At 56.4% G+C, this 15,692-nt stretch carries 8 protein-coding genes and 1 pseudogene; 4 read left to right on the top strand and 5 right to left on the bottom strand.

The window, feature by feature from the left end; genetic code table 11:
• Nucleotides 1-223 precede the first annotated feature (223 nt).
• Both AC1DSG_RS09640 and AC1DSG_RS09635 read left to right on the top strand, forming a co-directional pair.
• The gene (locus AC1DSG_RS09640) at nucleotides 224-1,843 is read left to right on the top strand and encodes an FMN-binding glutamate synthase family protein (protein ID WP_477790681.1); all 1,620 of its coding nucleotides are present in this window, start codon (nucleotides 224-226) and stop codon (nucleotides 1,841-1,843) included.
• Between the two features lie 339 nt (nucleotides 1,844-2,182).
• Nucleotides 2,183-3,307: an OpgC family protein gene (locus tag AC1DSG_RS09635; protein ID WP_477790680.1), complete on the top strand. Its 1,125-nt coding sequence runs from the start codon at nucleotides 2,183-2,185 to the stop codon at nucleotides 3,305-3,307.
• A gap of 40 nt (nucleotides 3,308-3,347) precedes the next feature.
• On the opposite strand, the gene AC1DSG_RS09630 is transcribed toward AC1DSG_RS09635, so the two are convergent.
• From AC1DSG_RS09630 to AC1DSG_RS09610, 5 genes and pseudogenes are all read right to left on the bottom strand, one after another.
• Nucleotides 3,348-4,067: a Type 1 glutamine amidotransferase-like domain-containing protein gene (locus tag AC1DSG_RS09630; RefSeq protein ID WP_477790679.1), complete on the bottom strand. Its 720-nt coding sequence runs from the start codon at nucleotides 4,065-4,067 to the stop codon at nucleotides 3,348-3,350.
• Nucleotides 4,068-4,078: 11 nt separating this feature from the next.
• Nucleotides 4,079-4,627, bottom strand: a complete 549-nt coding sequence (locus tag AC1DSG_RS09625) for a ThiF family adenylyltransferase (protein ID WP_477790678.1) — start codon at nucleotides 4,625-4,627, stop codon at nucleotides 4,079-4,081.
• A 5-nt stretch (nucleotides 4,628-4,632) separates the two neighbouring features.
• Nucleotides 4,633-5,073 (bottom strand): hypothetical protein, encoded by a 441-nt coding sequence (locus AC1DSG_RS09620; RefSeq protein WP_477790677.1) that lies wholly within the window; start codon nucleotides 5,071-5,073, stop codon nucleotides 4,633-4,635.
• A 945-nt stretch (nucleotides 5,074-6,018) separates the two neighbouring features.
• Nucleotides 6,019-7,220 (bottom strand): annotated as a pseudogene (locus AC1DSG_RS09615) (ISL3 family transposase).
• A 150-nt stretch (nucleotides 7,221-7,370) separates the two neighbouring features.
• Nucleotides 7,371-8,792, bottom strand: coding sequence for an amino acid permease (locus AC1DSG_RS09610; protein ID WP_477790676.1), 1,422 nt, complete (start codon nucleotides 8,790-8,792; stop codon nucleotides 7,371-7,373).
• Nucleotides 8,793-9,423: 631 nt separating this feature from the next.
• Here AC1DSG_RS09610 and AC1DSG_RS09605 point away from each other — a divergent pair.
• Together AC1DSG_RS09605 and AC1DSG_RS09600 are read left to right on the top strand one after the other, a co-directional pair.
• Nucleotides 9,424-12,552, top strand: coding sequence for a transglycosylase domain-containing protein (locus tag AC1DSG_RS09605; RefSeq protein ID WP_477790675.1), 3,129 nt, complete (start codon nucleotides 9,424-9,426; stop codon nucleotides 12,550-12,552).
• Nucleotides 12,553-12,970: 418 nt separating this feature from the next.
• The coding region (locus AC1DSG_RS09600) for a dermonecrotic toxin domain-containing protein (protein WP_477790674.1) at nucleotides 12,971-15,692 on the top strand (2,722 nt) is incomplete at its 3' end.

Here is a 15,692-nt window from a genome sequence, read left to right as displayed (position 1 = left end):
CCGGATCGCGTGAACTAGAGGCTGTTCTCAATTTTTCTCAGGGCGCAGAATGCCCGCCACAACGCTGAAGCGCTGTTCTGTAGGAGCAAAGCTTGCTCGCGAAGAGGCCATTACATTCAACATTGATGTTGGTTGACACACCGCTTTCGCGAGCAAGCTCTGCTCCTACAGGATGGGTGTATTCAGTTGATCCACTGTATTGATCCGAACCCAAGGAAACCGTATGAGCCTGTCACTCCTGAGCCGCTACGCCTTCTTTGCCACTTGCGTGATCTTCACCCTCGCCAGCCTGCCCTTTGTGCAATACGACTGGCTCTGGCCGATCACCGCCGTCACTGGCGTGCTTAGTCTGATCGGCCTGTTCGATCTGCTGCAAAGCCCGCACGCGGTGCGTCGCAACTACCCGATCCTGGGCAATATTCGTTATTTGGTTGAAGGTATTCGCCCGGAAATCCGCCAATACCTGCTCGAATCCGACAGCGATGCCCTGCCCTTCTCCCGGGCTCAACGCTCGCTGGTCTATTCGCGCGCCAAGAACGAAAGCGCGGACAAACCCTTCGGCACGCTGATCGATGTGTATCAGTCGGGCTTCGAATTCATCGGCCACTCGATGCGGCCGGCCCCGTTGAGTGATCCGAGCGCGTTCCGCGTAATGGTCGGCGGCCCGCAATGTACCCAGCCTTACTCGGCCTCGGTGTTCAACATCTCGGCCATGAGCTTCGGCTCCCTCAGTGCCAACGCAATTCGCGCCTTGAATCAGGGCGCCAAGCTCGGCAACTTCGCCCATGACACCGGCGAAGGCAGCATCAGCGCTTACCACCGGGAAAACGGCGGCGATTTGACTTGGGAACTCGGCAGCGGCTACTTCGGCTGCCGCACCGCCGACGGCCGATTCGACCCGGAACGCTTCGCCGCCCAGGCACAAACGCCGCAAGTGCGAATGATTGAAATCAAGATGAGCCAGGGCGCCAAACCCGGCCATGGCGGGATTTTGCCCAAGCACAAAGTCACCAAAGAAATCGCCGAAACCCGCGGCATCCTGATGGGCGAAGACTGCATCTCGCCGTCGCGGCACAGCGCGTTTTCCACACCGATCGAACTGATGCATTTCATCCAGCAACTGCGTGAACTGTCCGGCGGAAAACCGGTGGGCTTCAAGTTCTGCCTCGGCCACCCATGGGAATTCATGGGCATCGCCAAGGCCATGCTGGAAACTGGCATCCTCCCTGACTTCATCGTCGTCGACGGCAAGGAAGGCGGCACCGGAGCCGCGCCGGTGGAGTTCACCGACCACATCGGCGTGCCGATGCGCGAAGGCTTGTTGTTCGTACATAACACGCTGGTCGGCTTGAACCTGCGGGACAAAATCAAACTCGGCGCCAGCGGCAAAATCGTCAGCGCCTTCGACATCGCCAGCGTCCTGGCCATCGGCGCCGACTGGGCCAACTCGGCACGCGGTTTCATGTTCGCCATCGGCTGCATCCAGTCGCAAAGCTGCCACACCAACAAATGCCCGACCGGTGTGGCAACTCAGGACACCTTGCGTCAACGCGCACTGGTGGTCCCGGACAAGGCCCAGCGGGTGTTCAATTTCCACCGCAACACGCTTAAAGCCTTGGCCGAAATGTTGGCGGCGGCTGGCCTCGATCACCCATCGCAATTGTCGGCCAAGCATCTGGTGCGACGCATGTCGGCGACCGAGATCAAGCTGTTCTCGCAGTTGCATGTGTTCTTGAAACCGGGGGAATTGCTTACCGGGGAAGTGAACGGGGAGTTTTACTCGCGGATGTGGCAGATGGCTCGGGCGGATAGTTTTGAGCCTAATGAGGTGGTGGCCGCCTGAATCCCCCCACCCGCAGTACCATTTTCTACGGTGCTGCGGGATGTCATATCAACTAGGGGATGGACTGGTACTCACTGATCAACGAGTCTGTCAGAACTGACAGCTAGCGTGGCAATCCGGATCAACGGTCATTTTGATCGCCTCGTTTACCATTCGGGCGTGGCGATCCGGGCGGGCTCTCAAAGGCGGTTGTCCCTTGGCGATGCATAGAAATATCCCGCAATCTCCCCCTTTTGCAATTGCCGGCGAATCCCTGCAACCTGCGCCGCCATGTGCGCCGCGCAACCTTTTGTGACGCCGCTCGCTCCTCCTTAAAAAACCGTTCAAGAGCCCGCAACCATGACGACTGAACGCGACCACCGAATCGACTTTTTCCGTGGCCTRGCACTGATCTTCATTTTCTGGGATCACGTGCCCCACAACCCCTTGGGTCAAATCACCCTGCGTAACTTCGGTTTCAGCGATGCAGCAGAGGTCTTTGTATTTCTGGCGGGCTACGCCGCGGTCCTGGCGTACGGCAAAATCCTTGCGCGCGACGGCTATTTTTTTACCTGCGTGAAAATCCTGCGCCGCGCCTGGGTGCTGTATGTGGTGCATATTTTCCTGCTGGCGATGCTGATGGGCATCGTGTTCTTTGCCAACAGCCATGTGGAAACCCGCGATCTGGTCGAGGAAATGGGCATGCACCACTTCATCACCAACCCGCAACAAGCACTGACCGATGAGTTGTTGTTGCGCTTCAAACCGAACCTGATGGATCCGTTGCCGCTGTACATCGTACTGCTGGCCGGGTTGCCGCTGGTGCTGCCTTTACTGGTAAGCAAGGCCTGGGCGGTGGTGGCAGTGTCGTTGACGGTCTACCTGCTGGCGCCGGCATTGGGCTGGAACCTTGCCGCGATCAAGGACGGCGTGTGGTACTTCAACCCCGTCACCTGGCAGTTGCTGTTTGTGCTTGGCGGCGCCGCTGCGATTCACGCGCAAAGGCCACGGCTGGCCGAGGCACGTCCGCTGCTGCGCCAGCCGTTGTTTGTCTGTGCGGCGATTTACGTGGTGGCTGCCGGGTTGATTACCGTCTCCTGGCGCTGGCCGGACATTCACGACGCACTGATACCAACGCTGCTGAACAACCTGCTGTACCCGATCAGCAAGACCGACCTGTCGCCGGTGCGCCTGCTGCACTTTCTTGCCTTGGCGTACGTGACGGCGAAACTGTTGCCGAACACCGACTGGACGCAAAACTGGATGGCCCGGCAATGCTCGCGCATGGGTCGTTTTTCGCTGGAAGTGTTCTGCCTCGGTGTGTTGCTGGCGCCGTTGGCGGACATGGTCAACGCCCTGACCGACGATGCGTTTGCCATGCAAATCTTCACCGCACTGGTGGGGGCCGGGTTGATGGGGTTGTTGGCGGTCTGGCTGGAGTTCAATAAACGCTTGAATCGCTCGGTTCGGGTCGCCGTCGCGTGATATCGGCAAAGTAGACAACCGGATTGAATGTCCGAGAGGTTTACAGCGGCAGTATCTGTCCGGACGTAAATCGCTCAACTTTTACCTCTCCAGCTTGCTCCATGTAGATGTAGGCGTATGCGTTAGGGAGAGAGGTAAGAACTTGAGCGACACCGCCTTCCCAATAGATTGCAGCACCATTGTCGCAGGCAATAGCCCTTCCACCGGACGAGCGCACTAGCGCCTCCAGGGGGGTATGCCGCTGCTCTTTATCGAGGTGAGGGCAGAAAGCACCGGGCAGAAAGCCTAGTGCCTCTAGCCGTTTCAGACTCCAGCTTGAGCCCGAATTAGCGGAGAATCGGTCCGAGTCACTCAGTCCTGCTTCATACCAGCAAATTGCTCCAGCGCTTAGCCCCGAGAGGATGGTGCCAATCGCACCAGCTTGGCGTAGTGCCGTAGCGATTCCAAAATCTCGCCATATGGCGAGCATCTTTTGTGTATTCCCTCCCCCGACATATACGAGATCGGCGTTTACGATTTTCTGCCTTGCGTCTTGTTGCGTAAAGTTAGAACGTGTAGCCAGCAGGAAATCAACTTTGCAACCCAAGCGCTCGCCATAGACGTGCTGGAAAGTCTTGCAGTATCCCTCTGCATCGCCACTTGCCGTAGGGATAAAGAGGGCTTTGGGGTTGCTTTTTTCAGTTTGCCTACAAATAAACGAATCAAGATCCAGAGTTTCTAGTTCAGAAATTTCACCGCCACCAATTGTTATGATTTTCACTTTCGAGCACCTCAGTTCAAGAATGCATTACGACGCTCAAATGGAACCCATGACAGGCTGAGCCCACTGTTATCCCTACGCCAAGGTGTGCTTTCAGGGAACGCTAACGCGTGAATCGCAGATGATGCAACTACACCCGCAACCTCTACATTCATTGGCCCAAAGCTTGGACCAATAAAGCCAGGGGTTCTTGCCCACTTAACTGTTCGAAACTCATCATCTACCTGAGGTTCTGAGCTACCAAAAACCTTAACTAAAGCCTTATTCTGATAATACCCACAAGAAATTGTCAGAAAGCCATTTTTCTGCGACAACTCTTGAAGTTTTTCTTGTGCGACCCCCAACGGCTCATCAGCCGACAGCACAACCACATCCACTCCTTTAGTTAGTTCTTCAAGTTGATTGTCGTTAACCCGCTCAATCAGCGCTTGGCAGCTTCTCAAAGAATATCTACGATCAAGAGCATCTTTAAGCGCCTCAACTTTTGACCGCCCAATATCACTCATTTCCCAAAAAAACTGACGATTAAGGTTACTAGCTTCAATTGTGTCTGGATCCACAAGGATCAGGTCTTCAATTCCTGCCCAGCAAGTTGCATAGTAACGAGCGAGCCAATTCCGCCACACCCAATAACCAAAATTCGTGCATTTTTAATCCGATCAAACGCACTGACCAACTCTTGGCAATTGCGGGATATACAGAAAAAATAAGACGCGGTCCTGCTTGTTCTCTCGTCTCGTAGTAGCTTGCGCGCTGCAATGACTTGATCCTCCTCGCCGAAAAGAATCGAGTTAGAAGAAACTAGAGCCTCAAATAAATTTTCCCGAGAAGCAGGGTTCGGTAATTGTACAATTCCTGCCGGCCCAGCAATGAAGGCACCCCTTGCGTCATCAAGCCCTTCCACAACGGCTGGGTTCATTAAGCCAACAACTTTGTTTTGCGCGTAGACGATAGAGTCAGATACCCGCTCTTCTCCGGCGGATAGAGATTCAAATAGAGAGCCCATTCTAAACTTCCAGTAATGCGGAGGGACAGACCAGCAATGTTACTGCTGGTCTTGTGTGGCGCAGATTAATTGCAAGCCAGAGGGTGCGGTCTCATGAAAAGTTTGCAAGCGGTCACAGCAACCACCAACTCGGTTGGCTGCACCACTAGGGGAAAAATTGAAGAGGTGGGGTTAGTAACCAAGAACTGTGCAAGTTCCTTTGCAAGATTCAGTCTACAACCACCGGCTTTTCTGTCATCGCGACTGCGTGTGCGGAAAGAAGGAGGGTTGCAGCGAAAGTTACCGATTTAACATGCATATTTCTATCTCCTGATAGCGCATTTTTGTGTCAATGACACGTCCGTTGYGAGGCTACCTTGCCTCGCCATAAACGTTACAAATACTCATTTACATTTGCAACTGATAAAAAGTTACGAGTCTTTACCTAATGTTACAAGCGGCAAGCCCACGCTCGGACGCGGTCTAGACAAAGCCAACCACACTAGGCGCAAATGCAATATGAGCCTTCTCTGGTTTACCTCCGCGTGACTACTTTTGGTCGACCATGTTGAGAAAGTCGGATTTTCAGATCACCCGAATTCAGAGACGATCACCACCGGAATTTCTGCTCAGCCTATCGTGGAAGGTCCTATACCGCTGCTGCCAAAGTGAAGGAATCAGTAGCGCCATTCGATAGCTGTCCCATCGTGCTGCGTGCGCCTGCTGGTCAATGCAAAGATTTTGCTACAGACCAGACAGGGGACCTACTTTGCTCGCCAGAATCGGCCACAAGCGGTTATTGTGCGGCAGCCTACGAACCCCTCACTCACTTGAAGAAGTGATTCACCATTCAGACTCACGAGCCTACTGGCACCTACAAAGCAAATTCACTTTCTGAAAATTGCCTCCCTCACAAATCCGACAGGGGGAACAATGGGGAGCAGACACCAGCTAAAAAAAGGTTCTTCACGGATTACCGGGAAAGACGCTCTTGATCTTCATGAAAAAGAACTCGCTATCCCGGTAACCGTACGCCACCCGCTTGATGACTTTTATTCGATTGTTTATTCCTTCCAACTGACCGGTATGCATCGGCCAGCGCACTCGGCTCACGATGCCCCGCCAGTAACCTTTTAGCCGTTTAGCAAACTGGATCAAAGCCGGTACTTCGCTTTCACGAGCATGGCGCAGCCATTGCTTCCAAGCCGATCTCCAGTCCCAGGCAGTACTCGGCGTCCAGAGCGTTTTGAGCTCAGCCTTCATCAAGTAAACCGTCATCAGCGATTGGTTGGCCGCCAACAAATCCTGCAAGTGAACCTGTTGTTCCGGCGTTTTCAGATTCTGCGGATTGCGCAGCAACAGCCACCGCGCTTGCTTGATCACCTTGCGAGCCGGCTTGTCGTGGCGCAGTCGGTTAGCTTCGTCGACGCGGACCCGATCAATCACCTCTCGACCATATTTGGCCACCACATGAAAGAGGTCGTAGACCACTCGCGCTTTCGGGCAATGCTGACGAACCTCCAGGTCAAAAGCGGTGTTCATGTCCATTGCCACCGCTTCGATCCGAGCACACCCCTCTGGCCCCAACTCCTCGAAAAAGGGCCGAACCGCCGCTCGGCTGCGGCCTTCGCCGATCCATAGCACGCGTCGCGTATCGGCATCCAACACCACACTGGCGTAGCGATGGCCTTTGAACAGCGCGAATTCATCCATCACCAGGCGTCGTGGTTGCGCCTTTGGCAGCGTGCTCAACGCCGCCTGTAAGGCTCGACGCTCCAGCAACCGAACGGTGTCCGCAGTCCAAACATATGGGCGACGTGCAGGGTGGGAAGGCGCTCGCAGGCCTGAATGACCGCATCGGCCAAGCGGCGCGTCATGCGGGCATAGCGATCCAGCCAACTGACGGCCTCCACGCGTTTGCCGCAGTCGCGGCAGCTAACCCGCCTGAGCAAAACGCTGAGGCGTACTGCGCGACCGAGAATGGGAAGATCACGAACGGTTCGCTCGCAATACTCGTGAGTGCTTGAACAAGGTTTTTGGTAGCCGCCGCAGGAAGGGAATCGGGTGGCGTGGGGAGTCAGATCGATCTGTAGGGCGTCACCATCAGGCTTGATCGTGACGACAGAAAAGCCCTCCCAAAAAGGAAGGAAAGTATTAATATCGCGCATAAGAACGCCGGTTTGTTAGATGTGTTTGCTCGCACGAACATCATCAATCAAATCGGCGTTCTTGTTTCTGTATTTCCTGGGATTCCGTGAAGAACCTAAAAAAAGGCCCCGGCCAATGGACCAGGGCTTTCTCATTTCAAGCGGTACGACTTACGAAGCCGAACGCACCGCACCGTGCGACGCAGTGTTCGGTTGCAGCTTGAACACATAAAACAACACCGTCAGCAGCACCAGGAATGCCGGTCCCACATACAACGCCACGCGAGTGTCCGGGAAGTACGCCATCAGGCCGACCACCAACACCAGGAACGCCAGCGCCAGGTACGAACTGACCGGGTACAGCCACATCTTGTATTTCAGGCCGGCACGCTCGCTGGCGCTCAGTCCTTTGCGGAATTTGAGCTGGGCCAGCAGGATCATCACCCAGGTCCAGATCGCGCCGAAAGTGGCAATCGCGGTAACCCAGACGAAAACCTTCTCCGGCACCAGATAGTTCAGCAACACGCCCAGCAGCAATGCCCCCATCGACAGCAGCAAGGCCCGACGCGGCACGYCGTTGCTCGACGTCTTGGCGAAACCGGCCGGGGCCTGGCCATTCTGCGCCAGGCTGTAGAGCATGCGCCCGGTGCTGAAAATGCCGCCATTGCAAGACGACAGCGCGGCAGTGATCACCACAAAGTTGATGATTCCAGCGGCGGTCTTGATGCCCAGACGCTCAAAGGTCATCACAAACGGACTGCCCTGGGTGCCGATTTCGTTCCACGGGTAAATCGACAGGATCACGAACAACGCGCCGACATAGAACAGCAGAATCCGCCAGAACACCGAGCCGATGGCGTCCGGAATGGTCTTCTGCGGGTTTTTCGCTTCACCGGCGGTCAGGCCGATCATCTCGACACCGAGATAGGCGAACATGACCATTTGCAGGGACATCAACACGCCTTGCACGCCGTTCGGCATGAAGCCGCCGTGGGTCCACAGATTGGATATCCCCAGCGCTACACCGTCGTTGCCGAAGCCGAACGCGATCACGCCGATGCCACCGATGACCATCGCAACGATGGTGACGATCTTGATCAGGGCGAACCAGAACTCGAATTCACCAAAGGCTTTTACATTGATCAGGTTGATGGTGCCCATGCTGATCAACGCCGACAGAGCCCAGATCCAGCGCGGTACATCAGGGAACCAGACGCCCATGTACACCGCCACCGCAGTGATTTCCGCGACACAAGTCACCAGCCACAAGAACCAATAGTTCCAGCCGGTCAGGAAGCCCGCCAAGGGGCCGAGGTAGTCTTGGGCGTAACGGCTGAACGAGCCAGCGACGGGGTTGTGCACGGCCATTTCGCCGAGGGCGCGCATGATCACCAGGATCGCCAGACCGCCGATGATGTACGACAGCATGATGGCTGGACCGGCCATTTCGATGGCCTTGGCCGAACCGAGAAACAAACCGACGCCGATACAGGCGCCGAGCGCCATCAAGCGAATATGCCGTTCGCCGAGTTCACGTTTAAGCGGGCCGCCTTGAGCGGTCTCGCTGTGGGGCAGGTGATTGCCGACTGGCATAGGGGTCGTCCTCGTCTTGTTATTGGATAAAGCCACCAAGTGTCGAAGCGCTGACCGATAAGCCATTGCTTGCCTGAAACCGGTCTGCATCGTGGGCAGAACCGTCCTGTAGGACAAAACCTTCAGGATCAGTGGGGCGTGCAGTATAAAAAGCTTTACGCAGGTGTTTTCACTCTATAAACAGAAAAATGCAGCCACAACTCTCGGTAAAAGCGCACTTTACGGAGAGGCTTTAACTGGCTAAAGGTGATTTCACTCGCTATTTAAAACGGCGCCGAGTATTGCACAGCATTGGTGCATCGTCATGTGCTTCTCTGGACCTTTTTGAGCGCTCGGCAGCTCTAGATCAAGCCTCTTCAACCACTACGCCACCATCCCCGATAGCAGCTGCCGAAGGCTGCGTCCGGCTGCGAAGCAGTCGCCAATCCTGCAACCTCGATCTGTCTGACAAGCCGCGCTGACTGTTTTGCGACTGCTTCGCAGCCGGACGCAGCCTTCGGCAGCTGCTACGGGACTTGCGTGGATCCAGAAAAAATACACGACATCCTTGTCCACAATTTTTTCACCATCGCCAACCACCGTCTAAGCTTGAGACAAGTCCGATAAATCTGCGTAAATGGATCAATCGACTATGGGCGCTTTGTGGCAAACCGATACGAGTAAAACTGTGGTCCCGACTGAACCTGTGGAAGAAGCGCCATCACCTGAAAAACCCCGTAGCAGCCGTGTCAAACATGGCTGGAAGGCGTTTTGGTTGTTGCTGCTCATCATCGCGATCGTCGTGGGACTCGCTGCTGCCAAAGAAATGCGCACGTCGAAGTTTCAGGCACGGGAAGTCAGCAAATTCGCCGCGTCCCTGAGCTACTCCCTGGAACCGGGCCCCAGCGATGCCATTCATTACCCGGGCGCCGGGCCTTTCGATCTGCGTCTGGGCTACAGCTCACTGAATGAGTTCCTGCCCCGGTTGCTCAAGCGCGATTACGTGATTTCAGCCCAGACCCGCTTCTCCGATAAGCTGATGGACTACAGCGCCAAGGGCCTTTTCGTGCCCTATTCGGAGAAAATCCAGGCCGGCTTGTCGATCACTGATTGCCGCGCATTACCGCTGTACCAGTTCAAATATCCACAACAGCTTTATTCCAGCTTTGAATCGATTCCGCCGGTTGTGATCAACAGCCTGTTGTTCATCGAGAACCGCTTTCTGCTCGACCCCAAACAACCCTTGGCCAACCCCGCCGTGGACTGGCCGCGCTTTGGCATGGCTGCGTGGTCGCAGGTGGCCAAACTGATACACCTGCCGGGTCAGTCGGCGGGCGGTAGTACCCTGGCGACACAGCTTGAGAAGTATCGGCATTCCCCCGATGGCCTGACGGTGTCGGGCGCGGAAAAGATCCGGCAGATGATTTCCGCCACCGTGCGTGCCTATCAGGCAGGTCCGGAAACCCTCCAGGCCCGGCAGAATGTGGTTCGCGACTACCTCAACAGTGTGCCGCTGTCAGCCGTGCCGGGCCACGGTGAAGTGCACGGCATGGCCGAAGGGTTGCGCGTCTGGTACGGCGCCGACTTCGACAAGGCCAACGAGACGCTGGCCAGCACCGCCACGGACCCAAAGACCCTGGCCGCGAAAGGTTTGGCCCTGCGTGAAGTGCTCTCGTTGATGATCGCCCAGCGCCGCCCTTCTCATTACCTGACTAAGGGCCGTGACGAACTGGCCGATCTCACCGACAGCCACATTCGTCTGCTGGCACAAAACAATGTGATTGATGCACCGTTCGCAGCGGCGGCACTGGCCAGCAAGGTCACTTATCGCGACTGGCAGACCCAGCCGACCATTCAGCCGATCGAAACCAACAAAGGCATCAGCGTGGCACGCAGCCGCCTGGGCGGGTTGCTCAATCGTCCGCTGTACGACCTTGATCGCCTCGATCTGTCCGCCACCAGCACCCTGCAAGGCGACCTGCAAACCAAGGCCACCGAATATCTCAAGCATCTGGCCGATCCAGAGTTTGCCACGCAGATAGGCTTGATGGGCGAACGCCTGCTCACCCCCACCAGCACCACCCAGGTGCGCTACAGCTTCACCCTGTTTGAACTGACACCGGATGGCGCGCGCGTGCGGATTCAGACCGACAGCACTGACCAGCCGTTCGACATCAACGAAGGCAGCAAGCTGGAATTGGGCTCCACTGCAAAAATGCGCGTGCTCACCACCTACCTGCAAATCATTGCCGAGCTGCACGATAAATATGCCGGGATGACAGTCCCTGAACTGAAAAAACTCGACGTCCCTGACCAGGACCGCCTGAGCCGCTGGGCCGTCGATTACCTGATCGAGAACAATGACCGCAACCTGCCGGCCATGCTTGGCGCCGCACTGGATCGCAAATACTCGGCCAACCCCGGCGAAGCGTTTTTCACCGGGGGCGGGTTACACGTGTTCCATAACTTTCGCAAGGAAGACAACGGCCGCATACCGACCTTGCGCGATGCCCTGCGCGAATCCATCAACCTGCCGTTCATTCGGCTGATGCGCGACCTGGTGCGTTACGCCACGTATTCCGGCCCCAACAGCAGCGCCGAACTGCTCAAGGACGACCGCGACCCTCGGCGTCAGGAGTACCTGGCCAATTTTGCCGACCGCGAAGGTACCTCGTTCCTGCTGAAGTTCTGGAAGAAGTACAAAAACAAGGATACCCAGGAAAGGCTCGACACCTTCCTCGACAGCACGCGCCCTACCCCGGTTCGCTTGGCGGCGATTCACCGTTATCTGCTGCCGCAAGCCAGTCAGGAAAGTTTTAACGCTTTTGTGCGCTCGCACCTCAAAGGTCCCAAGCCCACCGGAAAACCTACCGAAAAACTCACCGACGAACGCCTTCAACGGCTGTATGAAAACTACAGCCCAGGTGCCTACGACCTGCCGGATCAGGGCTTCATCGCCAAGGTCCACCCGCTGGACCTGTGGCTGATGGGCTATCTGTTGAACAACCCTGACGCCAAGTGGAGCCAGATCGTCAAGGCCAGCCATTTCGAACGCCAGGAAGTCTATAGCTGGCTATTCAAAAGCCGTCACAAAGGCGCCCGTGACAGCCGTATTCGCACCATGCTCGAGATCGAAGCGTTCCTCGATATTCACCAACGCTGGCAACAAGTCGGCTACCCGTTTGATCACCTGGTGCCGTCGCTGGCCACCGCCCTCGGCAGTTCTGGCGACCGTCCGGCGGCGCTGGGCGAGTTGATCGGCACCATTCTCAACGATGGCGTGCGCATGCCGACACTGCGCATCGACACGCTGCATTTCGCGGCGGACACACCGTACGAAACCAAGTTGATCAATGATCCGGAAGTGGGCAAGCGGGTGATGCCATCCGAAGTCGCCACGGCCATGCGCGAAGCCTTGTCGCAAGTGGTAGATGCCGGTACGGCGAGACGTGTTTCAGGCAGTTTCGCCCTCCCCGATGGCAAGCCGCTGGCCATGGGCGGCAAGACCGGCACCGGCGATAACCGCATTTCAGCCATTGGTTCCGGCGGGCGGGTCATCAGCTCCAAATCCCTCAATCGCACGGCGACCTTCGTGTTCTTCATCGGCGATCACCATTTCGGCACCCTCACCGCCTTCGTGCCGGGGCGCTCGGCCGAATCGTTCACGTTCACTTCCGCGCTGCCGGTGCAAGTGCTCAAGGGCATGGCGCCGATTCTGACGCCGTTCCTGCAACCCACCGGCAACACTGGGTGCCTGCCGATTGAAGTAGTGCGGCGTTAACAGAACCGGCTGTGCGCGCAGGTGGTACATAGTTATTTTCAACATTGATAATTTCAATGTTTTTTCAAGGACGAACTCTGACTTAACAGCAGTTATTCAAACTTTAACTTTGAGCAATGAAAGGTAGGCTGGAAGCTCCTATTAACGCTCAAGGTTTATTAGAACGATGTCTGACTTACAAGGACGTATAACCGCAGATCAAGAGCCGGACATACTTGGCAACAGTGGTCGTCACTACGCGTTTATCAAGAGCCGCATCCCTCTCGTGTTCAAAAGCTCATCACTCAAAAGAGTCCGGGAACTAAGCTCCGTACAAATAAGCCCCGCGAGCTGGATCACAACCGCCTCACAGTACGATCACAGCCAGTTACAAGATGCCAATCTGGAACTGTGGACCGAACACAACAGCATCGACCAGTTGCTCGATAAGTTGCAGAATGTTTATGAGTTTGCCGAACCCTTATTGAGTGCCGCACTCAAGCAACACTATGGCGTCGAGGACGACGTCAAAACAACATTCCTGCATCTTTACTTACCCAAGCAACAGCCGTGGTACGCCATAGATATTTCAAAAGGTGTTGTCACCCGAACTGTTTCTCTACTGGACGCCGCACTGCACAACTTCGCACGCTCAGAAACCTGCGAAGCCGATTCGGATTTCATCAGCCAACCCGATGAGCGTGGGTTGTTCGACATCAAGCCGCTCAAACACAAGATGTCCATCGCTCAGTTCCAGACCCTGTGTCGCGAACTGGATATCGGCGCCCGTTACACCCGGTACCTCGAGAGTGTGTTGTTGTCCGGCGATGCCGTTGCCAAAACGGTCTTGAAGAAAAAAATCGTCATTAGCCAGAAGGCCGCATTCAAAGCGGCAGCGCAGTTGGCGGTGATGGCCGGAGACATCGGACCTCACACCCGAGATGTGGTCTTGGCGATGCTCGATGGTCAGCGAAACTTAAAAATCAAAGGCAAAACCCAGCGGCTTCACCAAATTTCAGTGCTGGACACGGCGTTGACCGGCATTGTCCTGATCGCCCCGGATCTGGACCGGACATGGCAGACCGAGCAAGTGATCGCTTATGTCCCGCAAGACCCCGAACATCCGCTGAAGGCATACCCGTCGCTCCCCGACTTCCTGAATGAACTGACGCGCCAACTGCGGGAAAACAAACTGATCAGATCCAGCCGTATGACCTACCGCCAATACTTCAGTCAATTCGTCCCTCATCAACAACGCGGGCTGTTTTTCGCCGAACTCCAGCAGAACCTGACTGAGGTGCGCTGGCACAAAAAGGAGCCACTGGATCAGCGGCCACCATGGCGCGAAGAGCCGGTGGCTCACCCTCGGCTGCATTTTCGTACCGAACTGATCAACGACAATCTGTGGACACATCTCTATCAGCAAAAACTGAACAAGATTCTCAACGACGCCCGACACATCGCCGTGTCCACCGCCGATGCCGACAGCAACGCCCGCTGGGCCTGGTGGGACAACTTCAAGAAAATTGTCTCGGACATTTTCAACGTCGCGCTGATTGTCATCACGCCGTTCGTACCCTTCCTGGGTGAGTTGATGATGGTCTATACCGCCTACCAGATCACCAGTGACGTGGTCGAATCCATCGTCGACATGGCCGAAGGGTTATGGATCGAAGCCGCCGGGCACATCGTCGCGGTAGTGACGAACATCATTCAACTGGCGGCTTTTGCGGCTGGCGCAGAGCTTGGCAAGTTCGCGCGCCTGAGGCTGTCGCCACTGATTGAAGGCATGAAACCGGTGAGGCTGCCCAACGGTGAGCCTCGGTTGTGGCATCCCGATCTAACACCCTACGAACAGCCCGACCTCTCGTTGCCGGACGGCTCCCGACCGGATGAGCGCGGCTTGCATGCGCACAAGGGGCAAAGCGTGTTGCCACTGGACGGCAAGCACTACGCCGTGCAATACCAGGCGACGCGGGGTCGCTACCGCATCAAGCATCCTCAACGTGCCAACGCCTATTTACCCGAATTGAACACCAATGGCCTGGGTGCCTGGACCCATGAAGGCGAAAATCCGCAGGACTGGGAAGGTGCGACATTGATGCGCCGTCTCGGTCATGACGTGGACGGTTTCAGCGATGCAGCGCTTGAGCGGGCTCGTATCGCCAGCGGTACCGACGACGATGCGCTGCGCCGGATGTACATCGAGAGCGCGCCACCTCCGCCATTACTTGCAGACAGCCTGCTGCGATTGAAGATTGACCGGCAGATCGACGCAATGATCAGGCAAATCCGTGCCGGGCAGCCCCTCGAACCGAACACTTACTGGTTCGAGTCTCTGGTGGCTTATCTGGACGGCTGGCCCGCAGAGAAGTCGCTGAAGGTCTACGAAAACACCGACCTGACCGGGCGTTTTCGCCAGTACGGCAACGGCCAGGCCACCGACGAACAGACCCTCGCCACCAGTCTGTCCGATGTCATGAGCGGCCAGTTACCGCAAAGCGTCGTCGAGTTTTTGAACGAAGCCGAACTTCAAGCCCTACTCGGTCCGCAGGTCGCCAAGGGAGATCGCGTGCAAGCCCTGCGCAATCGACTGGCCAATGAAGCCGGCAAGTACAGGACGGAGATTTTCAACCAGCTTTACCAGGCCGGGCAAACCTCGGAAAACCCGCGTATCCGTGTGCTTCGTCAAACGGTACCGCAGCTGCCGGTCCGCACGGCCGAAACGCTGCTGGGCCAGGCCCGTGGCGGTGAACTGGAGCGCCTGACAAAAGAACAGCTCTTGCCGCTGCGCTTGAAAACCCTGGCCCGCGAAGCCGCCTTCGAAGCACGGCTCAGCCACGCCTACGAGGGCTTCCATGATGACGCACAGTGGGGGCCGGATACCGAAAGGCTGGTTCTGAATACGCTCCGCCTGCACAGCGACACATTCGCCGAACTGCGCATTGAAGTGCGCGAGGGCAGTTTCGACGGTCCCCTGCGATGCAGTGTCGGCGCCGAGGATGCAACGACCGTGCGACTGCTGATCCGCGAGGAATCTGGCCAATACGAAGTGCGTGACGGCGCCAATAACAAACTGCATGAAGCCGACGATTTTCTTGAATCGGTCCTCCACGCCGTGCCCGCGAACAAGCGTCTGGCACTGGGTTACCAGCCCGGGC

Source organism: Pseudomonas sp. P5_A12 (genome assembly GCF_056400685.1).
This window is presented reverse-complemented; position numbering and strand designations above follow the sequence as displayed.

Excerpts from the sequence above, each read along its gene's own strand:
- AC1DSG_RS09640 (WP_477790681.1), top strand. The coding sequence starts at position 224 with ATGAGCCTGTCACTCCTGAGCCGCTACGCCTTCTTTGCCACTTGCGTG.
- AC1DSG_RS09620 (WP_477790677.1), bottom strand. The coding sequence starts at position 5,073 with ATGGGCTCTCTATTTGAATCTCTATCCGCCGGAGAAGAGCGGGTATCT.
- AC1DSG_RS09605 (WP_477790675.1), top strand. The coding sequence starts at position 9,424 with ATGGGCGCTTTGTGGCAAACCGATACGAGTAAAACTGTGGTCCCGACT.